This is a genomic window from Bradyrhizobium sp. USDA 3262, from assembly GCF_054060035.1.
Genome location: NZ_JBSSCT010000001.1, coordinates 7774553 through 7793982 on the forward strand (window position 1 = coordinate 7774553; position 19430 = coordinate 7793982).

The following is a 19430-nucleotide window of genomic DNA, read 5'->3' on the forward strand; positions in this document are numbered from 1 at the left end:
ACCAGTCGCCAATGGACTGCACCGAACCGCGCCTCGCGGCATCGGCCAACGCACATCAAAACGATATTCCAAACACCGGAATGGCGTCATCGAAGCCCTTGATTTGTCGACTCCCGATATCCTCCAGCGAGCGCTTGCCTCTGACGCTTGCGGCGGTCCCTGCGTCCATCAGGATTTCCCGATCTGCGGCAGATGCGCACAGGCGGGCGGCGAGATTCACGACACTGCCGATGGCCGTGTAATCGAGCCGGTCATCGTAGCCGATCCGCCCAACCGTCGCCGATCCGCTGGCAAGCCCTATTCCAAAGCCAACCTGATAGCCCCGTGATCGCCAGCCGCCGATCAAGCCCTGCACGCACTTCTGCATTTCGGTCGCAAGGTCGACGGCTCTCAGCGCCGGCTCCTCGACCGGCACGGGTGCGTTCACCAGCACCATCAGCCCGTCTCCCGAGAAGCTGATGAGCGTTGCTTCGAACCGCGCAATGACCCTGCCCAGAACCTCATAATATTCGGACAGCACGCTCATGACTTCCTCGGGAGCGACGCCTGCGGAAAACGCAGTGAACCCGCGCAAGTCACAGAACACGACGACGACGTCGGTGCGGCGGCCATCCAGCACGCTGTCATCGCCGGCACGATCGACGAGATCGGCGACCTGAGGCGCGAGAAACCGCTTGAGCTTCGCGATCCGCTCCTGGTGCTGCTGCGCCAGCGCGAGCTCACCGGCCATCCTGTTGAAGCTGTTTGCCAGACGCTGAAATTCGTCACCGGTCTGGATCGCAATGCGGTGCTCGAACGATCCGGCGCCGATCCGCTCGGTCCCCTCCTCCAGCAGCCTGATCGGCTCGGTCATCCGGTGCGCGAATGCATAGGCGAGCAACCCTGCAAAAACGGTGCTGCCTGCGAGAAGCACTGTCGTCCGTCGCAACGCGGCATAGATCGGGGCGTAAGCCTCGGAGAGCGGCTGCGCCACCACGACGGTCCAATCGGGACCCGCCACAGGAGCCGCGCGGGCGGCAACCGGACGTCCCTGTCCGTCGCGGCCCGTTGCAAAGCCCGCTCCCGGGCCGATCGCGTCGCGTATGGCGCGAAACGGCTGAGACGTTGTTTCTTCCAGCCCGCGGAGGACGAGGCTGATGTCGGGATGGGCAATGAGACGGCCCGGCCGGTCCAGCACGAAGGCGAGGCCGGTCTCTCCCACCTTGATCGCCGATACGACATCCCAGATCAGCTTGAGATTGACTTCGGCGATGACTGCGCCGACCGCGGATCGGTTACCCACGAGCGCAATGGTCAAATACGGTTCCGAGCCTCTGTTGTAGCTGACATCGCTGAACCAAACCTGACGCGCGTGGGCGCCGACCAGCGCAGGTTCAGCCGATCGGTCGGTACGACTTTCGATTCGATTGAGGCCGACCCGCGAGACGTAGAGACGCTCCAGCCCATTGTTGTCGATGAGTGTCAGGCTGACCACGGCTGGCGCTTGACGAAACAGACGCAACGCATCGGTTCGGCGCCCCTCATCGGCCTCGTCGGTCCAGGGAAGCTGGACCAGCCAGCCAAGCTGGCTTGCGATGTCGGAGATGAAGCTATGAATTTCAGCGGCCGCGGACGTCGCCTGAACACCAAGCAACTGGTCCAGCCTTGCACGTTGATCGCGGTAACCGAACCAGGCTTCGATCGACCCGTTGATCACGAGCGGAAGCGCGACGGCCAGGAACAGTCCGAGAAAATACTTTGGGAAGAGGCCGCGAAACCGATCTCGGACAATCATGCCCTGATCCCTGAAAATGCGACGGATATATCGATATGCGAAATGAAGCCTTGAAAATGAAGCCCCGGCGCTGCCGCCAACCGGCATCTTCTAGCATAGAGCGTCGTTTTAGGCCGTAATGGGGCTGTTGTTCGACCCGGCCAAAGGACGCAGTCGGCTCCGGCCGCCAGTTCGCTTGCGTCGGCCCTGCAAAACCTTGGCCCTATAAAATTCCGGCATAGCTGGGCGAGCCAGATGCGAAGAGAATTAAGTCCCCGCCTGCCCTAAGCCTATCGGTGTGAGGACGCGCCAATGCGCGTCCCTTGTATCGACGCGTTTTTCTTCGCGAACCGGTACCCGGTTCGTTCGAAAATGCTACCGCCGAGGCCATGATGGACCAGATTGCCGTTCACCAGGACAGCGCGACCAGCCGGGACTGGCCGGTTGCGATCTACCGCACGCTGAAGAGCTTCGGCGTGGCGCAGGTGTCCTACGTTCCCGATGCGGGACATTCCAAGCTGATCAAGCTGTCGCACGCGGATGCCGACATCAAGACCACGGTTCTGACGACCGAGGAAGAAGGCGTGGCGATGGCGGCCGGCGCCTGGCTCGGCGGCGATCGCGCGGTGCTGTTGATGCAATCGAGCGGCGTCGGTAATTGCGTCAACATGCTGTCGCTGATGGCGAGCTGCCGCTTCCCGCTGCTGACGCTGGTGACCATGCGCGGCGAATGGGCCGAGTTCAATCCCTGGCAGATCCCGATGGGCCGGGCGACGCCGCAGGCGTTCGAGATCATGGGCACCACCGTGCTGCGGCTGGAGAACCCTGATGATGCCGAGGAGGTGATCTCGGCGGCCGCCTCGCTCGCCTATGACGGCGACCAGCAGGTCGCGGTGCTGATCTCGCAGCGCATGATCGGCCGCAAGAAGTGGACCAAGGAGACGCACTGATGTCGGCATCAACAAGCACTCTCGACCGCCGCGCCGCCGTGAAGGCGCTGCTTGCCGACCGCGGCGAGCTGCTCGTGATCTCCGGGCTCGGCTCCTCCTCCTACGATTTGTTCGACGCCGGCGAGCATCCCGGCAATTTCTATCTGTGGGGCGCGATGGGCGGCGCGGCGATGGTCGGGCTCGGCCTCGCGCTGGCGCAGCCGAAACGCCCGGTGCTCGTGATCACCGGCGACGGCGAGCAGCTGATGGGGATCGGCAGCCTGCTGACGATCGCGACCAAGCAGCCCGGCAATCTCTCGATCGCGGTGCTCGACAACGGCCATTTCGGCGAGACCGGCATGCAGCCGAGTCACTCCGGCCTCGGCGCCAGGCTCGAAGTGATCGCTGATGGCGCGGGCATCGGCAATGTCTCCGAGATCGCCGACATCGCCGGCATCGAGAGCTTCCGCAACAGCCTGCGCGATCTCGGCGGCGGCCCGCGGCTGGCGCGCATTCGCATCGCCGCCGGCGAGGTCGAGCGCGCGCTGCCGCCGCGCGACGGCACCTATTTGAAGAACCGCTTCCGCGGCCATCTCGGCTTCAAGGTGAGCTGATGCGAAGCCGCGCTCAGGCGAGCTGGATATCCCAGAGCCCCTCGGCGCGCAGCGCGGCGACCTCGTCGCGCAACAGCTTCGCGATCAGCGTCATCGCGTTGGAGCCGGGATGCTCGACCGGCGAGGCGAGCGTCAGCTCGCGCCGCGGCGCCGGCCGCGCGATGGCGGCGGTCTCCAGCCGGCCCTCCGCCACCTCGGCGCGCACCGAGGACGGCGGCAGCAATGTATATCCGAGCCCCTCCTCGACCAGGCTGGTCAGCACGCGAAACGAATCCGCCTCGAGCTTGACGTCGAGATCGATCTTCTTCTTGGCCGCGGCATGTTCGAGCAGCGCACGGAGACCGTGCGAATGACTTGGCAGCACCAGGCGCTGGCGCATCAGCCAGCCGAAGTCGACCTGCTTCTTCGGCTTCAGCCCGCTGCCGCGCGGGCCGACCGCGACGATACTGTCGCGGCCGAGGCTCTGCACTGCCAGATGCAGATCGACCGACGGGCCGTAGATCACGGCAAGGTCCATCTCGCCGCGATGCAGCCACTCGATCAGATGGCCGCTGTAGCTCTCGACGATGCAGAGCGAGATGCCGGGATAGCGCTCCACCGTGCGCCGCGCCAGCCGCGCCGACAGCACGCAGCTCACCGTCGGCACCAGCCCGAGCACGACGCGCCCGGACGGCGCGCCGCCGGCGGACTGGATGTCGTCGCGGATCTGGTCGATCTGCCGCACGATACCGCTGGTGCGCGCCAGCAGCAGCCGGCCGGCGTCGGTCAGCACCATGCCGCGGCCGTTGCGCGTGAACAATTCGGTGCGCAGCTCGTGTTCCAGCAGCTTGATCTGCCGGCTCAGCGCCGGCTGCGCGACCCGCAAGGTATCGGATGCCTTGCTCAGACTCCCGAGTTCCGCGACGCACGCAAAGGTCCTAAGCTGGCGGAAATCCATACTTGCCAATCCTGGAAGGCAGGTTCATACGCTATAACAAAACAGCATAGGGAGTTTACCGGGGCCCCACAACAGCGGGCGTTTCGTCCGTACGAGCATGATCCGGAAAAGTGCGAAGCGGTTTTCCGAAAGAGATCATGCTCAGACAACGAGCTAAAGCGCATCGCGCTTTTGGCGCAACCTCTCGGCAAGACAGAGCAATGACCGCACACGATCAGAACATCGACGACCATTCCGACATCCGCGACGCGGTGGCAAAGCTCTGCGCGCAGTTTCCCGGCGAATACTGGCGCAAGCTCGATCGCCAGATGGCCTATCCGAAGGAGTTCGTCGATGCGCTGACGGAGGCCGGCTATCTCTCGGTGCTGATCCCCGAGGAATATGGCGGCGCCGGCCTGAAGCTGTCGGCGGCCGCGGCGATCCTGGAAGAGATCCAGCGCGCCGGCTGCAATGGCGGCGGTTGCCACGCCCAGATGTACACGATGGGCACCGTGCTGCGGCACGGCAACGACGCGCAGAAGGCCAGGTATCTGCCGAAGGTCGCGACCGGCGAATTGCGGTTGCAGGCGTTCGGCGTCACCGAGCCGAGCAGCGGCACCGATACGTCCTCGCTGAAGACCTTCGCGCGCCGCGAGGGCGACCATTACGTCGTCAACGGCCAGAAGATCTGGACCAGCCGCGCCGAATATTCCGACCTGATGATCCTGCTGGCGCGCACCACGCCGAAGGAGCAGTCGAAGAAGCGCACCGACGGTCTCTCGGTGTTCATCGTCGACATGCGCGAGGTGAAGGGCAAGGGGCTGGAGATCCGCCCGATCCGCACCATGATGAACCACGCCACCACCGAAGTGTTCTTCACCGACATGAAGGTGCCGGCGGAGAATCTGATCGGCGATGAAGGCAAGGGCTTTCGCTACATCCTCTCCGGCATGAATGCCGAGCGCATCCTGATCGCGGCCGAGTGCGTCGGCGATGCCAAGTGGTTCATCGCCAAGGCGACCAACTACGCCAAGGAGCGCAGCGTGTTCGGCCGGCCGATCGGCCAGAACCAGGGCATCCAGTTCCCGATCGCAAAGGCCTACGCCTCGATGCGCGCGGCGGAATTGATGGTGAAGGAAGCCACCCGCAAATATGAGGCCGGTCTCGACTGCGGCGCCGAGGCCAACATGGCCAAGATGCTGGCGGCGGATGCCTCCTGGGAAGCCGCCAATGCCTGCGTGCAGACCCATGGCGGCTTCGGCTTCGCTGAGGAATACGATGTCGAGCGCAAGTTCCGCGAGACCCGGCTGTACCAGGTGGCGCCGATCTCGACCAATCTGATCCTGTCCTACGTAGCCGAGCACGTGCTCGGCATGCCCCGCTCCTACTGAGTTGTCAGAACATGCTGCCGCTTGAGGGATTGACCGTCATCGCCGTCGAACAGGCGGTTGCCGCGCCGTTCTGCTCGTCACGCCTCGCCGACGCCGGCGCCCATGTCATCAAGATCGAGCGGCCCGAGGGCGATTTCGCACGCGGCTACGATGCCGCGGCGAAAGGCCAGAGCAGCTACTTCGTCTGGCTCAACCGCGGCAAGGATTCTGCCGTGGTCGACCTCGCCACCAAGGAAGGCCGCGCGCAGCTGGAAGAGTTGATCGCCGGCGCCGACGTGCTGCTGCAGAACCTCAAGCCCGGCTCGATGGACAAGCTCGGCTTCTCGCGCGAGCGACTGCGCAAGGCCTATCCCAAGCTGATCATGTGCACGATCACCGGCTATGGCGACACCGGGCCGTACGCCGACCGCAAGGCCTATGACCTCCTGATCCAGGCCGAGAGCGGCCTCGCCTCGATCACCGGCGGTCCTGAAGGCGCCTCGCGCGTCGGCATGTCGATCGTCGACGTCGCAACCGGCGCCACCGCGCATGCCGCGATCCTCGAGGCGCTGATCGGCCGCGGTCGCACCGGAGACGGTGCCGACATCCGGATCTCGATGTTCGACGTGATGGCTGACTGGCTCACCGTCCCGCTGCTCAATGCCGAGGACGGCAAGTCGCCGAAGCGGATCGGCCTCGCCCATCCCTCGATCGCGCCCTATGGCGTGTTCCGCTCGAAGGACGGCAAGGAGATCCTGATCTCGATTCAGAGCGAGCGCGAGTGGAAGACACTCTGCGCCAAGGTGCTGGGCCAGCCCGGCCTGCCCGACGATCCGCGCTTTGCCAACATGGTCGAGCGCGTGCGCAACCGCGCCGTCACCGACCAGATCGTCAGCGACAGTTTCGGCAAGCTCACGCGCGAGGAATTGCTGGCAAAACTTGCCGAGGCCGACATTGCCTTTGCCGAGGTCAACAGCATGGACGACCTCGCGAAACATCCGCATCTGCGCCGCGTCGAGGTCGACACGCCGAACGGCAAGGTCAGCTATCCGGCGCCGGCCGCGATCGTGGTCGGCGAGGACAGGCACTACGGCAAGGTGCCCGCGATCGGCGAGCGCATTAAACGTTAGGATGCAATGAGATCAGGCGCGATCGCAATCAAGAACGAGCTGCGCCCCCTCTCCCGCTTGCGGGGGAGGGTTGGGGTGGGGGTGTCACCTCACAGGGACTCTTCAAGTGGAGAAAGCCCCCACCCGGATTGCATCTTCGATGCAATCCGACCTCCCCCGCAAGCGGGAGAGGTGGACCTCGCATGCCGCGCGAGCAATTTGAACTTGCATCATCGCACTCGCATACTCCCGGAGACAACCTCATGACCGACAAACTCGACCTCGATCATCTCCGCCAGTGGATCGGCCGCAGCACGGAGGCCTCCGACGTCGTCACCAAATATCTCGTGATGGGACTGCGCGCGACGCTGTTCCAGGAGATCGGCGAGCCGAAGGCCGGTGACGCCGCGCCGTGGACCACGCATTGGTGCCTGGCGCAGCCGGTGTTTCCGATGTCGCAGCTTGGCCCCGACGGCCACCCGACGCGCGGCGGCTTCCTGCCGCCGGTGCCGCTGCCTCGCCGGATGTGGGCCGGCGGCGAGCTCGAATTCTTCGACAGCTTGCGCATCGGCGATGAGGCCAAACGCACCTCGAAGATCGCCGACGTCACGGTCAAATCGGGCTCGACCGGCACGCTGTGCTTCGTCTCGGTCAATCACGAGGTGACGACGTCGCGCGGACTTGCGGTGCGCGAGCGGCAGGACATCGTCTATCGCGAGATGACGAGCACGCAAGGCGCAGCACCGGCCAAGGCGCCGCCGCCTCCGCCGGTCGCGCAGCATCGCGAGAGCCACGTCTCCGACCCGGTGCTGCTGTTTCGGTACTCGGCGCTGACCTTCAATGGCCATCGCATCCATTACGACCGCGACTATGTCACCAAGGTCGAGGGCTATCCGGGCCTGATCTTCCACGGCCCGCTGCAGGCTTCCTTCATCGTCGAGTTCGCCGCCAAGCTGCGCGGCGGCAAGCCGCCGAAGAAGCTCGCCTATCGCGGCGTGCAGCCGCTGTTCGAGGGCAGCGAGTTCTCGATCAATGCCAGCGACAAGGATGGCGGCATGGAGCTGTGGACCGCGAATGCCGAGGGCCAGCCGACCATGAAGGGTACGGCGACCTGGTAACGCACGAGCGCGACGCGTGTCATGATGCGAGGGAATAACGAGGCGCTTTCATCAGCGCCTCGTATTCCTTATTGTGATCGCGTTCATCCCTGGATCGCAGATCATGAGTCGCTTCTGGAGTTCGGTCGTCCATAACCTGTCGCCCTACGTGCCCGGCGAGCAGCCGAAGATCGACGGCCTCATCAAGCTCAATACCAACGAAAATCCCTACCCGCCGTCGCCACGCGCGGTGGCGGCGATCACAGCGACGACGGATCGCCTGCGGCTCTACCCTGATCCCCGTGCAACCGCCCTGCGCGAGGCGATCGCGAGGCGCTACGGCGTCACGGCGGACGAGGTGTTCGTCGGCAATGGCTCGGACGAGGTGCTGGCCCACGCTTTCCCGGCGCTGCTCAAGCACGATGCGCCGCTGCTGTTTCCCGACATCACCTACAGCTTCTACCCGGTCTACTGCCGCCTCTATGGCGTGAGCTACGAGACCGTACCGCTCGACGCCGCGATGCGCGTGCAGCTTGCCGACTACCGGCGGCCCGGCAGCGCCATCCTGCTGTGCAACCCCAACGCACCGACCGGCACCTCGTTGCCGCGCTCCGCGATCGAGGCGCTGCTCGCCGAGAATCCCGACCGGCTGGTGGTGGTCGACGAGGCCTATGTCGACTTCGGCGCCGAGAGCGCCGTGCCGCTGGTCGCGCGCCACGACAATCTGCTCGTCATCCAGACGCTCTCCAAATCGCGCGCGCTGGCCGGCTTGCGGGTCGGCTTCGCGATCGGCCAGCGCCCGCTGATCGAGGCGCTGGAGCGGGTGAAGGACAGCTTCAACTCCTATCCGCTGGACTGCTTCGCGATCGCGGGCGCGGTCGCCTCCATCGAGGACGAGGCGTGGTTCGAGGAGACGCGGCAACGGATCATCCGGAGCAGAGAGGCGCTGGTCCGCAGCCTCATTGAGCTGGGCTTCGAGGTGCTGCCGTCGCAGGCGAATTTCGTGTTCGCCCGCCATCCCAGCCATCGCGGCGCCGATCTCGCCGCGAGCCTGCGCGCACGCGGCGTTCTGGTGCGGCATTTCCAGAAGCCGCGGATCGAAGACTTTTTGCGCATCACGGTCGGCACCGACGATGAGTGCGGCCGCCTGATCGGCCTGCTGCGCAGCATGGTCTGATAGCCGTTCACCGACGACGCAACTTGCGATCGACGGCGCCAGCCTGCATAGTGACCGCGCGACAGGATGGCACGGTTCTCCGGGAAGGAGCGGTCATGCGATTTGCGGTCGGCGACGCGACCGTCGACGTCATCGTCGACGACGACGATTTCGGCCTTCCGCTCGCCGAATTCCTGCCCGGCTACGATCGCGGCCTGATCGAAGCGCATCGCACCACGCTGGAGCCGGTGTTCATCGACCTCGCCCGAGGCCTCGCGAAACACGCGATCCAGAGCTTTGTGGTGCGAACCGGCGGCCGAACGCTGCTGATCGACGCCTGCATCGGCGAGCACAAGGACATCCCCGAGATCCCGGCCTGGCATCGGCGCCGCGGCAGCGGCTTCCTCGATCGGTTGCGCGCGTGCGGCGTCGACCCGGCCGGCATCGACGTCGTACTCTGCACCCATCTGCATGTCGATCACGTCGGCTGGAATACGCGTCAGGACAGCGGCCGCTGGCAGCCGACCTTTCCCAACGCGCGGTATCTGTTCGGCCGCCGCGAGTTGGCCGACTGGATGACGCAGCATGATGCCGGGCGTGCTCCGCCGATCCACGCCCGCGCCCTGGAGCAGAGCGTCATACCGATCGTCGAGGCGGGCTGTGTCGATCTGGTCGACGACGGCCATCAGTTGGGACCGGGCCTGCGGCTGGTCCCGCTGCCGGGCCACACCAGCGGCCAGATGGGGCTGATGGTAGACTACGCACAACATCGCGCGATCTTTTGCGGCGATGCCGTGCACAACCCGGTGCAGATCTTCCAGCCCAATCTGTCGACATCATCCTGTGCCGACCCACAGCTCGCCGGCGAGACGCGCGCGAATATCCTGGCAGAGGCGGCGGACAGCGGCCGTCTCGTCATACCGGCCCACTTCCGCGGCCCGCGCTGTGCCCATATTCGTCGAGACGGCGGTGGCTACGCGCCGGTGTTCGACACCCGGCATCGGTGAGCAGCAACACCCGGCGCCGCGGCTCACCAGCTGAAGGCCGGGCGTATCATCCAGTCCATTGGAACCGAAACCCGGCTTGCGCGTTCCCCGCCCTGACGGAGGACGCCATGCTTAGAGACGAACAGGTCGCGGTTCTCTGCGACATCGCGCAATCCATTGCCTTCGCCGACGACGTGCAAGGCGAAGTCGACCGGCTCATCAGGGAGGGATACGTCGCCAAGGACGGCGACCTCTACGAGCTGACGCCGAAGGCCGAGAAGGTTTTGTCCGAGCGCGGCGCCTGCCTCAAGGCGTGACGCCGCCTATTCGGCCGGCGTCCACCCGTCCCCGGCAATCTTGACGCCCAGCGCGGCCGTCTGTTCGCGAAACTGCGCGATCGATCGCGCTGCCATGACGGACACTTCTGTTTGATCGCTCACTCCGGCAGCGATTTGCCGGCCTGCTCGCGCACGATGTAGTCGGCGTACCAGTCCGGCCAGTTCGCATCGTGGCCGCCGGTTCGCTTCTCGTGCTCGCCATGCGCGGCTGCCGCGCGCCGGAGCGCCGCGGCAAGATCAGCGGATGAAGCGAAAGTCGTGCTGTTTCCGTCGACGCGACCGGGCAGACGCTGTGTCACCTGCTGCAGCAGCCAGACATTGTCGTCGGGATCGTTGAAGGTGGCGAGCGAACCGTAGCTCGGCCGCTCCGGATCGGGTCCCTTGATGCGGCCCGCCGCCCCGCGATGAAACACCTCGCTGACATCGACGCCACGCGCGATCAAGTCGGCACGCGCAGCCTCGATGTCGTTCACGATCAGGAAGCGCGGCAGCGCGGATCCCTTGTCGAGATGGATCGAGGTCGGCGAGCCCGGCGGCGTCAGCTGCAGCGCCCGGGACCCGTCCGCCCTGACGAAATCGGCGTCGAGCCGCCAGCCGAGATTTTCATAGAAGCGCTTGGCCCGGTCGACATCGGACACGGGAATCACCACGACCTCGAGCTTCATGTCGATACTCGGTTTCCTGCTTTCGGTACTCATGGCGCGCTCCTTGAAATGTGAGGGACCGGGCCGGAAACGCCCGTTGCACCCACGCTGACGATAGCGCATATTGCTATGAAAATCATAGTAACAATGCCGGATGAAGAAAACGTGATGGCAAGGCCAAAGGGCAATCCTGCTGACCAAACGCTGTGTCCGGTGGCGCGCGCTGAGACCGCGGTGGGCGATCGCTGGACCGTGCTGGTGCTGCGCGAGCTGTTCGCGCGCAACCATCGCTTCGAAGAGATTCAGGCCTATACGGGCGCGACCCCGCAGATGCTCACCGCGCGGCTGAAGAAGCTGGAGGCGGACGGACTGGTGACGCGGCGCGTCTACAACAAGCGTCCGTTGCGCCACGAATATCATCTGACCGAGAAGGGCGCGGCGTTCTTCCCCGTCATGTTCGCGCTGCGCGCCTGGGGCGAGACCTGGTGCAAATCACCCAGGGACGGTCTTTCCATGAACTATACGCACCTCAGCTGCGGCAAGCCGGCGGGGCTCGGTCCGGTCTGCCAGTCCTGCGGCAAGCCGCTGCATTGGGCGGACATGGTTGCGGAGCGAACGCCCAAATATCAGAGAGAGCGCGATGCGCGCTGGGAGGCCTTCAAGGCGGCCCGCTGAACGCAACGACCCCGCCGGCGCAAGCGGACAACGCCCGTTCGCACCGTCGCACATCCCGATCAACGCGGGGCCGAGCCTCGCGCAACACAGGAGACCACCATGCCATTCGTTCGCATCGACCTGAAGCGCGGCAAGTCCGCCGAATATCGCAAGACGCTGGGCGAGATCGTCTACAAGGCGATGCGCGAGGTGATCAACGTGCCGGAGAACGACAAGTTTCAGGTCATCACCGAGCACGACCGTGGCGATCTGAACTACGCCGACGACTATCTCGGCAATACCTACAGCGACGATCTCGTCTTCATCCAGATCACCATGAATGCCGGGCGTACCATCGAGATGAAGAAGGCGTTCTACAAGCGGATCGTGGACGACTATCAGAGCCAGCTGCAGGGCCGGCCGGACGATGTCGTCATCAACCTCGTCGAGGTCGCCAAGGAGAACTGGTCGTTCGGCCACGGCATCGCGCAATACGCGAGCTGAACGCAGAACAGGAATGCGCCGGACGGACGGCCGCCTGCCCGGCGGCTCGCCGTCCGCAGCTTGCGGTCGGCGTTGCCAGCACGCATAGTGCCGCCCGTGCACGAACAACAAGCAGGGAGGCAACCATGAGGACGATCGCAGCCGCGCTGTGCGCGCTCACGCTGATCGCAACCGGTGCGCAGGCACAGACGCTCAAGGACTTCATGGCTGTTGTCATGAAGAAATGGACCGCGCCGTTCGAACCGTTCCAGCTCATCGACAATATCTACTATGTGGGCACCGACGGGATCGCGGTCTACGTCATCAAGACGTCGCAGGGGTTGATCCTGATGGACACGGCGATGCAGCAGTCGACCGGCATGATCAAGGACAACATCGCCAAGCTCGGCTTCAAGGAGGGCGACATCAAGATCATCCTCAACACCCACGCCCATCTCGACCACACCGGCGGCTTTGCCGAGATCAAGAAGGAGACCGGCGCACAACTGATCGCCGGCGAGCGCGATAAGCCGCTGCTCGAGGGCGGCTACTATCCGGGCGACGAGAGCAACGCCGATCTCGCCTTTACGCCGGTGAAAGTCGATCGCACCGTCAAGGAAGGCGACAAGGTGACGCTCGGCGACGTCACGCTCACGGCGCACACCACCCCCGGCCATTCGCCCGGCTGCACCAGCTGGGAGATGACGGTCAAGGACGGTAGCCAAACGCGCAACGTGCTGTTCTTCTGCAGCGGAACGGTGGCGCTGAACCGGCTGGTCGGCCGACCGACCTATCCCGGCATCGTCGACGACTACCGCTCGACCTTCACCAAGGTCAAGGCGATGAAGGTCGACGTGCTGCTCGGGCCGCATCCGGAGGTCTACGACATGCAGGCCAAGCGGGCGCAGATGAAGGACGGCGCGCCGAACCCGTTCGTCAAGCCCGGCGAGAATGCCACCTATGTGGCGGGGCTGGAGCAGGATTTCGACAAGCAGCTCGCCAAGCAGACCGCGGCGCTGCAGAAATCCAATTAACTAGCGCAACGGAATGTCATCCCGTCATCCCCGCGCAAAGGCTGCGCCTTTGTCGCTGGAGGAGCGCGCATCAGCGCGCGTCTCGAAGGATTGACGGCCCAACTCGGGCAACGCATCCTTCGAGGCTCGCTCCGCTCGCACCTCAGGATGACGTGGAATAGCCGGCGGAGCTTCTTCCACGCTGGAGCGCATCCAGACCGCGGCTTGACATCGTCAGGCAATCCACCGACAGGTGGATTGCTTTTCCAATGTGGCCTGGAGCACGAATTCGTGGATTGAAGACTGCGCCGCTTCTGTATATCGCAGGGTCCTGCTCACCCACCTTCTCGATGAGGCGCCTGTTGAGACTGCTACTTCTGGTGTCGCTGCTCGTGCTCTCCGTTCCCGCCTGCGCACAGGACCAGCGCTTTCTCGACAGCCTGCGTCACGTCGAGCCGGCAACAAGGCTTGAGCAAGTCTGCGACTATGCCGTCATGTCCGACATCAACCGCGATACCGGGCGACAGGCCGACAGGGCAAAGTCCGACGTCACCTCCAGCCCGTCGCACCATGGCGATACGGTGATCGCAAAAGGCGGCGCGTTCCGGAGCAAAGGCCAGTGGTTCTCGTTGAGCTATACCTGCAAGGGCACTCCCGACCACCTGCATGTGACCAGCCTGCAATACAAAGTCGGTGAGGCGATTCCGACGTCGAAATGGGCGTCGCTGGGCCTTTGGCGCTAGTCTGAGCGAGCGGAACGTTTCAACAGGCGCAGCCTTCATCTCCGCTTCCGGTGCAGCCGGCGGATCGCATGCAGCCATCTCACCGCGCAGCGCGGCCACGAGCAGGCGCGAAGGCGGCGGATATCAATCCTTTGGCTCGTTCTTGGTCAACTGGCCGGTGTGCGGGTCGATGTGCAACTCGTACGTCTTCCCATCCTTCACTGCATCGCCTTCCCAATGGCCGTCGTCAGCCTCCAGATCCCTGATGTTCGTGTAGCCCAGACTATGGAGCCGATCGACGATCTGTTGCTTGGTGAGCCAGTCCGCGCCCGGAACGTCAGCGAGCGCCGAAGTGGACAGAGCAGCAAGGAACAAAACGAGTATCGTCTTCATCGGTGCCTCCTTCGCTTGACCATCGGTTATCCGCGGCCGGAACTCGTGCCACACCTCAACGCCGACCGGCTGGTGGGGTTGCAGGGCACAGGTCAAAAGCGGAATATTCCGGCGCAGGCTCAAGACGCTCGGCACGCCTCACCTTGGAGCATGACGTCGGCTGGTGCTCGATTGGACAGCGTCCGAACCGTATCCTAGAACGATCAGACGATCCAAGACGCGCTCGTTGGACGTCAGGGCCGATCTCCGTTGCCCGTAACGAACGTGTCACCAACTCCCGGGGTTCAATGATGTCGTCGCGCAAACCCGCCGCCAGCAAAGGCAAGACCGTCACCGTCAAGGACGCCACCTTCGGCCTGCTGCGGGCGTGGGGCATCAAGAAGGTGTTCGGCAATCCCGGCTCGACCGAGCTGCCGTTCCTGAGCGACTGGCCCGACGACATCGACTACGTGCTCGGCCTGCAGGAGGCTTCCGTCGTCGGCATGGCCGACGGCTATGCGCTGGCGACGCGCAATGCCGGGTTCGTCAATCTGCATTCGGCGGCCGGCGTCGGCAACGCGCTCGGCAACATCTACAACGCCTATCGCAACCAGACCCCGCTGGTGATCACCGCGGGCCAGCAGGCGCGCTCGATCATGCCGCTGCAGGCCTTCCTCTATGCCGAGCGGGCCTCCGAATTCCCGAGGCCTTACGTGAAATTCGCGGTCGAGCCGGCGCGCGCCGAAGACGTGCCCGCCGCGATCGCGCGCGCCTATTATGTCGCGATGCAGCCGCCTTGCGGGCCGACCTTCGTCTCGGTGCCGATCGACGACTGGGCGCACCCGACGCAGCCGCTCGACGCGCGCCAGGTCAGCCGCGAGATCGGCCCCGATCTGTCCGCGATGCAGGCGCTGGTGGCCGCGCTCGGCGAGGCCAAGCGCCCTGCCCTCGTCGTCGGCCCAGCCGTCGATCGTGCCGAGGCTGTCGATGTCATGGTTGACGTCGCCGAGAAGTCGAAGGCCGCGGTCTGGGCCAGCCCGTTCTCGGCGCGCTGCTCGTTCCCCGAGCGGCATCCGCAGTTCGCCGGCTTCCTGCATGCCGCGCCGGGCCAGCTCTCCGACGCACTGCGCGAGCATGATCTTGTCGTCGTGGTCGGCGCACCGGTCTTCACCTTCCATGTCGAAGGCCATGCCGCGATCTTCGACGGCTCGACCACGATCTTCCAGATCACCGACGATCCGGATGCCGCCGCGATGACGCCGACCGGCCACAGCATCGTCGCGACCATGAAGCCCGCGCTGACGGCGCTGCTCGAGATGCTGCCCGAGACCAGGCGCACCGCGCCGGCCGGCCGTGTCCTGCCGCCGTCGCCGGCCGCCGGCGACCCGATCCCCGCCGAATATGCGCTGCACGCGCTCTCGGCAGCGATGGGCCCCCACGATGCGCTGGTCGAGGAAATACCGTCGCACCGTCCGCTGATGCAGAAGGCGATGCCGATGCACGGCCAGGACAGCTTTTACACCATGGCGAGCGGCGGCCTCGGCTACAGCCTGCCGGCCGCGGTCGGCATGGCGCTCGGTCGACGTCAGGGACGCACGGTTTGCCTGATCGGCGACGGCTCGGCGATGTACTCGATCCAGGCGCTGTGGACATCAGCGCAGCGCAAGCTGCCGCTGACCGTCGTCGTGCTCAACAATTCCGGCTATGGCGCGATGCGCTCGTTCAGCCAGGTGATGCAAGTGCGCAACGTGCCGGGCCTCGATTTGCCCGGCATCGATTTCGTCAAGCTCGCCGAAGGCATGGGCTGCGACGCCGTGCGGGTGACGAAATCAGCCGAGCTTCCGGGCGCCTACCAGCGCGCGCTGTCGCACCAAGGCACCAGCCTGATCGAGGTGATGGTGGATTCCGCGGTGCCGCTGCTTTACACGCAGAAGGCGTGAGCGCAGCGGCGATGGCCCTCAGCAGGGCATCGTGGAGCTATGTTAGCTGATCTTGCGGCAGACCTGCCTGCACCTCTCCCGCTTGCGGGGGAGGTCGCATCGCATTGAAGATGCGATGCGGGTGGGGGATCTTTCCACGATGTGACTCGCGGAGAGAACCCCCACCCCAGCCCTCCCCCGCAAGCGGGAGAGGGAGCCTGGCGGACGTGCTCACCTGACGAGATCGGACTCCTGCTCCAGCGCCGCCGACGGCGTCGGCACCTCGCAGCCGGTTGCGCAGCAGCGTCCGGGCTGCTTCGACACCCGCTGTCCCCGGTCGACAAGGCCGCGGCCGAGCAAATTCTCGACCAGCTCGGCCTTCTCCATCACCGGATAGTTGCGCCAGATCTCGCGCTTCATCGCCTCCGGTGAGCCGCCGCCGTGCAACGAGATCACCGAATACCAGCCGGCTTCGTGCGAGACGGTGAGGTCCTCGATCAGCCGCGCCACCTCGGCGCGCTGATCGGCCGGGATATCGGGACGTCCGCCCATGACAGCGGCAAGCGAGGCGCGCGTTTCCGGATTGTGATCCTCGTCGGGACCCGGCAGCGCGACGATCAGCCCGCCGGAGACGTAGTGCGCGACGCGGTGCATGTCGTAGATCTTGGTCGCCAGCAGCAGCTTGCCGATGTTGGAGAACACCGCATCCGGCATCACCGAGCCCGCCGGATCCTTCGTGCAGTAGACCGAGGAGGCGACGCCGCAGGCGTAAAAGCTTTCGGTGATGGTGATCAGCTCGACCATCGCCTCGCGGATATGCGCGTGCTTCTCGGCATCGAGTCCGTTCGCCTCGATCATCAGCGCGCCGGCGCCGATCAAGAGATCGCCGAAGCCGGCACGGGCGCCGATGCAGGAATGGCGGTGGTGCGTGGCGTAGGACGTCGTGAGGAAGCCGCCCTCCTCGGTCTCGCCGGCGAGGAACACGCGATCGTGCGGCACGAACACGTCGTCGAACATCACGACGCCGACCGACTGGCCGTATTTCGCCGAGAATTTCGCCGCGGCATCGCCAGGCCGGCCGGCCGGCCGCGCGACGATGGTGACGCCGGGCGCATCAACCGGCACGGCGCAACAGACCGCAAAATCCTTGTCGGCGGGCACATGGGTGCGGCACGGCATGACAAGGAATTCGTGCATGTAGGGCGCGCCGGTCACAATCGCCTTGGTGCCGCGGATCACGATGCCGTCGGGGCGGCACTCCTTGATATGGACGTAGACGTCCGCATTGGCCTGCAGGCCAGGACGCTTCGAGCGGTCGCCCTTGGCATCGGTCATGGCGATGCCGAGCGTCAGATCCTGGTCCTGCACCTCGTGCAGATAATTGAGGAAGCGCTGGCTGTAATCGGTGCCGTGGCGATCGTCGGTCAGCCTGGTCGCTTGATAGAGACCGTTCAGCGCATCATGGGTCAGGTAGCGCTGCGCGCAGCCCGACGTCCTGCACACCAGCCGCACCGCCTCGAGCTTGTCGAGCAGGTCCTGCGAGCTCTGATTGATGTGGAGCATGCGGTTGACGGTCTTGCCCGAGGTACCCTGCCGCGCCGTCATGATCGGCACGTGCTCGGGCTGTAGCGCGAAATCATAGGTCACGCCGACGCCCGCCACGCCGGGCGCCAGCAACGGCTCGTCCGCGACGCTCGCAACGGCCGCGCCGTTGACGAACACACGCGGCTTGTAGCGGCGCAGGGATTCCCGGTAGTCCGCAGCCGTCATCAGCATGGCGCTTCTCCCTTGCTCATTTATTCTAACATTGTTAAATTATCTAACGCTGTTAGAATTGAGTCAAGAACGGATTCGCCGGGCCATGCAGATGCGCGAGAGCAGGAAGGAAGCGGTCAGCCGCCACAAGCGGGAGCTGATCCTCGACGCGGCGCGCAGCGTGTTCGCGGAGGAAGGCCTCGAGGGCGCGAGCCTGCGGGCGATCGCGACGCGGGCCGGCTACACCGCGGCGGCGCTGTATTTCCATTTCGATTCCAAGGAGGCGATCTATGCCGAGGTGCTGCGGCAATCGCTGGCATCGCTCGGCGAAGCCGTCAGCGCGGCGGTCGCGACGACGCGCGGCGCCAAGCAGAAGCTGCACGCCGCAGGCATGGGCTTCTTCCGCTATTATGCGGAGCACCCGCGCGACCTCGATCTCGGCTTCTACCTGTTCCGCGGCGGCATGAAGCCGGCCGGGCTTGGCCATGACCGCGACCACGCGCTGAACGCCGCGCTGGAGGCGGCGCTGCATCCGATCGCGGAGGCCGCAGAGGCGCTCGGCGCGTCCAGGCAGAAGGCGAACACCGTGATGGTCGACTGCTTCGCGCATGCGACCGGCCTTCTGCTGCTATTGCACACCGGCCGCATCAGGATGTTCGGCGCCTCGGCGCCCGACCTGATGGACGCCTATCTGCGCGACAGGATCGCGCAACTCGCCAGGGAGTGACCCGGATTACGCTTCGCTCCATCCGGGCTACCGGTCTCACTTCCCGTGCGCTTCCCGCATCTTGGCCTGGATCTTGGCCATGCCGCCGATCCAGCGGTCGTAATTCTCGGTCTTCTTGCGCATGTAGCCGAGCACCTGCGGGTGCGGCAGGATCAGGAAGGTCTCCTGCTCGATACCCCTCAGCGCATCCTGCGCGACCTGCTCGGCGGAAAGATCGCCGTCACCGGATTGCGGGCCCTTCGGGATCGAGCGCAGCATGTTGGTGTCGACGCCCTGCGGGCAGAGGATCGAGACCTTGATGTTGTCGGCGCGGTGCGAGATCGCGAGGTTTTCCGCAAAGCCGACCGCGGCGTGCTTGGTGGTCGAATAGGCCGGGCTGCCGACCTGCGACAAGAGGCCCGCGGCCGAGATGGTGTTGAGGAAATAGCCGCCGCCGCGCGCCTTCATGCGCGGCACCAGATGCCGCGCGGCATAGACATGCGCCATCACATGGATCGCCCAGCTCCGCGACCACGGCTCGTCCGAGGTGCCGCCGGCGTTCACCGACAGCGGATCGAAGCCGCCGCCGATGCCGGCATTGGAGCAGAACAGCGCGATCGGGCCGAACATGCGCTCGGTCTCGTCGATCACGTGCAGGATGTTCTTCTCCTGCCCGACGTCGCATTTGAAGGCGGCACCGCCGACCGTGGCCGCGACCTTCTCGGCCGCGCCATGATCGAGGTCGACGACCACGACCTTCGATGCGCCCGCGGCGTGGAATGCCTCGCACAGCGCCTTGCCGATGCCATTGCCACCGCCGGTGACCACCACAACCTTACCTGCCACCTGCATGGCCATCCTCCCGATATCTTTGCTTGCACACTGTCGCTTTAC

General features: G+C 65.1%; 20 protein-coding genes. 14 read left to right on the plus strand and 6 right to left on the minus strand.

Annotation, left to right across the window (positions count from 1 at the left end; all coding sequences use genetic code 11):
• Positions 1-55 precede the first annotated feature (55 nt).
• Positions 56-1774 carry an adenylate/guanylate cyclase domain-containing protein gene (locus tag ACVWYP_RS36750; protein WP_456684276.1) on the minus strand — a complete coding sequence of 573 codons (1719 nt, stop codon included), beginning with the start codon at positions 1772-1774 and terminating at the stop codon, positions 56-58.
• Positions 1775-2142: 368 nt separating this feature from the next.
• Here ACVWYP_RS36750 and ACVWYP_RS36755 point away from each other — a divergent pair, with 368 nt between their 5' ends.
• Together ACVWYP_RS36755 and ACVWYP_RS36760 are read left to right on the plus strand one after the other, a co-directional pair.
• On the plus strand, positions 2143-2703 hold the full coding sequence (locus ACVWYP_RS36755) for a thiamine pyrophosphate-binding protein (RefSeq protein ID WP_085970709.1): 561 nt from the start codon (positions 2143-2145) through the stop codon (positions 2701-2703).
• Positions 2703-3296, plus strand: a complete 594-nt coding sequence (locus ACVWYP_RS36760) for a thiamine pyrophosphate-dependent enzyme (protein WP_304496757.1) — start codon at positions 2703-2705, stop codon at positions 3294-3296. Before ACVWYP_RS36755 ends, ACVWYP_RS36760 begins: the two co-directional genes overlap by 1 nt.
• Positions 3297-3309: 13 nt before the next feature.
• Here ACVWYP_RS36760 and ACVWYP_RS36765 read toward each other — a convergent pair whose 3' ends face one another.
• A complete protein-coding gene (locus ACVWYP_RS36765; protein ID WP_028334965.1) occupies positions 3310-4233 on the minus strand; it encodes a LysR substrate-binding domain-containing protein in 924 nt (307 codons plus the stop codon).
• Positions 4234-4433: 200 nt separating this feature from the next.
• On the opposite strand from ACVWYP_RS36765, the gene ACVWYP_RS36770 reads away from it, so the two are divergent.
• The 6 genes from ACVWYP_RS36770 to ACVWYP_RS36795 all read left to right on the plus strand — a co-directional run bounded on the left by ACVWYP_RS36770 (position 4434) and on the right by ACVWYP_RS36795 (position 10247).
• A complete protein-coding gene (locus ACVWYP_RS36770; protein WP_304496758.1) occupies positions 4434-5603 on the plus strand; it encodes an acyl-CoA dehydrogenase family protein in 1170 nt (389 codons plus the stop codon).
• An 11-nt stretch (positions 5604-5614) separates the two neighbouring features.
• Positions 5615-6712 (plus strand): CaiB/BaiF CoA transferase family protein, encoded by a 1098-nt coding sequence (locus ACVWYP_RS36775; RefSeq protein ID WP_304496759.1) that lies wholly within the window; start codon positions 5615-5617, stop codon positions 6710-6712.
• A gap of 242 nt (positions 6713-6954) precedes the next feature.
• The gene (locus ACVWYP_RS36780; RefSeq protein WP_304496760.1) at positions 6955-7809 is read left to right on the plus strand and encodes an FAS1-like dehydratase domain-containing protein; all 855 of its coding nucleotides are present in this window, start codon (positions 6955-6957) and stop codon (positions 7807-7809) included.
• A gap of 103 nt (positions 7810-7912) precedes the next feature.
• Complete coding sequence (gene hisC / locus ACVWYP_RS36785; RefSeq protein ID WP_304496761.1) at positions 7913-8965, plus strand: histidinol-phosphate transaminase; 1053 nt, start codon at positions 7913-7915, stop codon at positions 8963-8965.
• Between the two features lie 95 nt (positions 8966-9060).
• A complete protein-coding gene (locus ACVWYP_RS36790) occupies positions 9061-9951 on the plus strand; it encodes an MBL fold metallo-hydrolase (protein ID WP_304496762.1) in 891 nt (296 codons plus the stop codon).
• A gap of 107 nt (positions 9952-10058) precedes the next feature.
• A complete protein-coding gene (locus ACVWYP_RS36795; RefSeq protein WP_038386258.1) occupies positions 10059-10247 on the plus strand; it encodes a Rossmann-fold NAD(P)-binding domain-containing protein in 189 nt (62 codons plus the stop codon).
• A 119-nt stretch (positions 10248-10366) separates the two neighbouring features.
• Here ACVWYP_RS36795 and ACVWYP_RS36800 read toward each other — a convergent pair whose 3' ends face one another.
• Entirely contained in the window at positions 10367-10966 is a 600-nt protein-coding gene (locus tag ACVWYP_RS36800) for a VOC family protein (protein ID WP_304496763.1), read from the minus strand.
• Between the two features lie 114 nt (positions 10967-11080).
• On the opposite strand from ACVWYP_RS36800, the gene ACVWYP_RS36805 reads away from it, so the two are divergent.
• The 4 genes from ACVWYP_RS36805 to ACVWYP_RS36820 all read left to right on the plus strand — a co-directional run bounded on the left by ACVWYP_RS36805 (position 11081) and on the right by ACVWYP_RS36820 (position 13805).
• Positions 11081-11587, plus strand: a complete 507-nt coding sequence (locus ACVWYP_RS36805; protein WP_304496764.1) for a winged helix-turn-helix transcriptional regulator — start codon at positions 11081-11083, stop codon at positions 11585-11587.
• A gap of 99 nt (positions 11588-11686) precedes the next feature.
• Positions 11687-12070 (plus strand): tautomerase family protein, encoded by a 384-nt coding sequence (locus tag ACVWYP_RS36810; RefSeq protein ID WP_304496765.1) that lies wholly within the window; start codon positions 11687-11689, stop codon positions 12068-12070.
• 125 nt (positions 12071-12195) lie between these two features.
• Positions 12196-13083: a BJP family subclass B3 metallo-beta-lactamase gene (gene blaBJP / locus ACVWYP_RS36815; protein WP_304496766.1), complete on the plus strand. Its 888-nt coding sequence runs from the start codon at positions 12196-12198 to the stop codon at positions 13081-13083.
• A 341-nt stretch (positions 13084-13424) separates the two neighbouring features.
• On the plus strand, positions 13425-13805 hold the full coding sequence (locus ACVWYP_RS36820; RefSeq protein ID WP_369525539.1) for a DUF930 domain-containing protein: 381 nt from the start codon (positions 13425-13427) through the stop codon (positions 13803-13805).
• A 123-nt stretch (positions 13806-13928) separates the two neighbouring features.
• Here ACVWYP_RS36820 and ACVWYP_RS36825 read toward each other — a convergent pair whose 3' ends face one another.
• Positions 13929-14177: a PepSY domain-containing protein gene (locus tag ACVWYP_RS36825; protein WP_304496767.1), complete on the minus strand. Its 249-nt coding sequence runs from the start codon at positions 14175-14177 to the stop codon at positions 13929-13931.
• A 290-nt stretch (positions 14178-14467) separates the two neighbouring features.
• On the opposite strand from ACVWYP_RS36825, the gene mdlC reads away from it, so the two are divergent.
• A complete protein-coding gene (gene mdlC, locus ACVWYP_RS36830; RefSeq protein WP_304500366.1) occupies positions 14468-16096 on the plus strand; it encodes a benzoylformate decarboxylase in 1629 nt (542 codons plus the stop codon).
• A gap of 210 nt (positions 16097-16306) precedes the next feature.
• Here the strand turns inward: mdlC and ACVWYP_RS36835 are convergent, their stop codons facing one another.
• Positions 16307-17851 carry a 4-hydroxyphenylacetate 3-hydroxylase family protein gene (locus tag ACVWYP_RS36835; RefSeq protein ID WP_304496768.1) on the minus strand — a complete coding sequence of 515 codons (1545 nt, stop codon included), beginning with the start codon at positions 17849-17851 and terminating at the stop codon, positions 16307-16309.
• A 91-nt stretch (positions 17852-17942) separates the two neighbouring features.
• Between ACVWYP_RS36835 and ACVWYP_RS36840 the strand changes: the two genes are divergently transcribed.
• On the plus strand, positions 17943-18557 hold the full coding sequence (locus ACVWYP_RS36840) for a TetR/AcrR family transcriptional regulator (protein ID WP_304496769.1): 615 nt from the start codon (positions 17943-17945) through the stop codon (positions 18555-18557).
• A gap of 36 nt (positions 18558-18593) precedes the next feature.
• Here the strand turns inward: ACVWYP_RS36840 and ACVWYP_RS36845 are convergent, their stop codons facing one another.
• Entirely contained in the window at positions 18594-19388 is a 795-nt protein-coding gene (locus ACVWYP_RS36845; RefSeq protein ID WP_304496770.1) for an SDR family oxidoreductase, read from the minus strand.
• Positions 19389-19430 lie beyond the last annotated feature (42 nt).

What these genes read in the sequence shown, in the direction of transcription:
- ACVWYP_RS36845 (WP_304496770.1), bottom strand. Translation starts at nt 19,388, where the DNA reads ATGCAGGTGGCAGGTAAGGTTGTGGTGGTCACCGGCGGTGGCAATGGC.
- ACVWYP_RS36760 (WP_304496757.1), top strand. Translation starts at nt 2,703, where the DNA reads ATGTCGGCATCAACAAGCACTCTCGACCGCCGCGCCGCCGTGAAGGCG.
- blaBJP (WP_304496766.1), top strand. Translation starts at nt 12,196, where the DNA reads ATGAGGACGATCGCAGCCGCGCTGTGCGCGCTCACGCTGATCGCAACC.
- ACVWYP_RS36800 (WP_304496763.1), bottom strand. Translation starts at nt 10,966, where the DNA reads ATGAGTACCGAAAGCAGGAAACCGAGTATCGACATGAAGCTCGAGGTC.
- ACVWYP_RS36835 (WP_304496768.1), bottom strand. Translation starts at nt 17,851, where the DNA reads ATGCTGATGACGGCTGCGGACTACCGGGAATCCCTGCGCCGCTACAAG.
- ACVWYP_RS36780 (WP_304496760.1), top strand. Translation starts at nt 6,955, where the DNA reads ATGACCGACAAACTCGACCTCGATCATCTCCGCCAGTGGATCGGCCGC.
- ACVWYP_RS36810 (WP_304496765.1), top strand. Translation starts at nt 11,687, where the DNA reads ATGCCATTCGTTCGCATCGACCTGAAGCGCGGCAAGTCCGCCGAATAT.
- ACVWYP_RS36755 (WP_085970709.1), top strand. Translation starts at nt 2,143, where the DNA reads ATGATGGACCAGATTGCCGTTCACCAGGACAGCGCGACCAGCCGGGAC.
- ACVWYP_RS36840 (WP_304496769.1), top strand. Translation starts at nt 17,943, where the DNA reads ATGCGCGAGAGCAGGAAGGAAGCGGTCAGCCGCCACAAGCGGGAGCTG.
- ACVWYP_RS36770 (WP_304496758.1), top strand. Translation starts at nt 4,434, where the DNA reads ATGACCGCACACGATCAGAACATCGACGACCATTCCGACATCCGCGAC.
- ACVWYP_RS36825 (WP_304496767.1), bottom strand. Translation starts at nt 14,177, where the DNA reads ATGAAGACGATACTCGTTTTGTTCCTTGCTGCTCTGTCCACTTCGGCG.
- ACVWYP_RS36795 (WP_038386258.1), top strand. Translation starts at nt 10,059, where the DNA reads ATGCTTAGAGACGAACAGGTCGCGGTTCTCTGCGACATCGCGCAATCC.
- ACVWYP_RS36805 (WP_304496764.1), top strand. Translation starts at nt 11,081, where the DNA reads ATGGCAAGGCCAAAGGGCAATCCTGCTGACCAAACGCTGTGTCCGGTG.
- ACVWYP_RS36790 (WP_304496762.1), top strand. Translation starts at nt 9,061, where the DNA reads ATGCGATTTGCGGTCGGCGACGCGACCGTCGACGTCATCGTCGACGAC.
- ACVWYP_RS36765 (WP_028334965.1), bottom strand. Translation starts at nt 4,233, where the DNA reads ATGGATTTCCGCCAGCTTAGGACCTTTGCGTGCGTCGCGGAACTCGGG.
- ACVWYP_RS36775 (WP_304496759.1), top strand. Translation starts at nt 5,615, where the DNA reads ATGCTGCCGCTTGAGGGATTGACCGTCATCGCCGTCGAACAGGCGGTT.
- mdlC (WP_304500366.1), top strand. Translation starts at nt 14,468, where the DNA reads ATGTCGTCGCGCAAACCCGCCGCCAGCAAAGGCAAGACCGTCACCGTC.
- hisC (WP_304496761.1), top strand. Translation starts at nt 7,913, where the DNA reads ATGAGTCGCTTCTGGAGTTCGGTCGTCCATAACCTGTCGCCCTACGTG.
- ACVWYP_RS36750 (WP_456684276.1), bottom strand. Translation starts at nt 1,774, where the DNA reads ATGATTGTCCGAGATCGGTTTCGCGGCCTCTTCCCAAAGTATTTTCTC.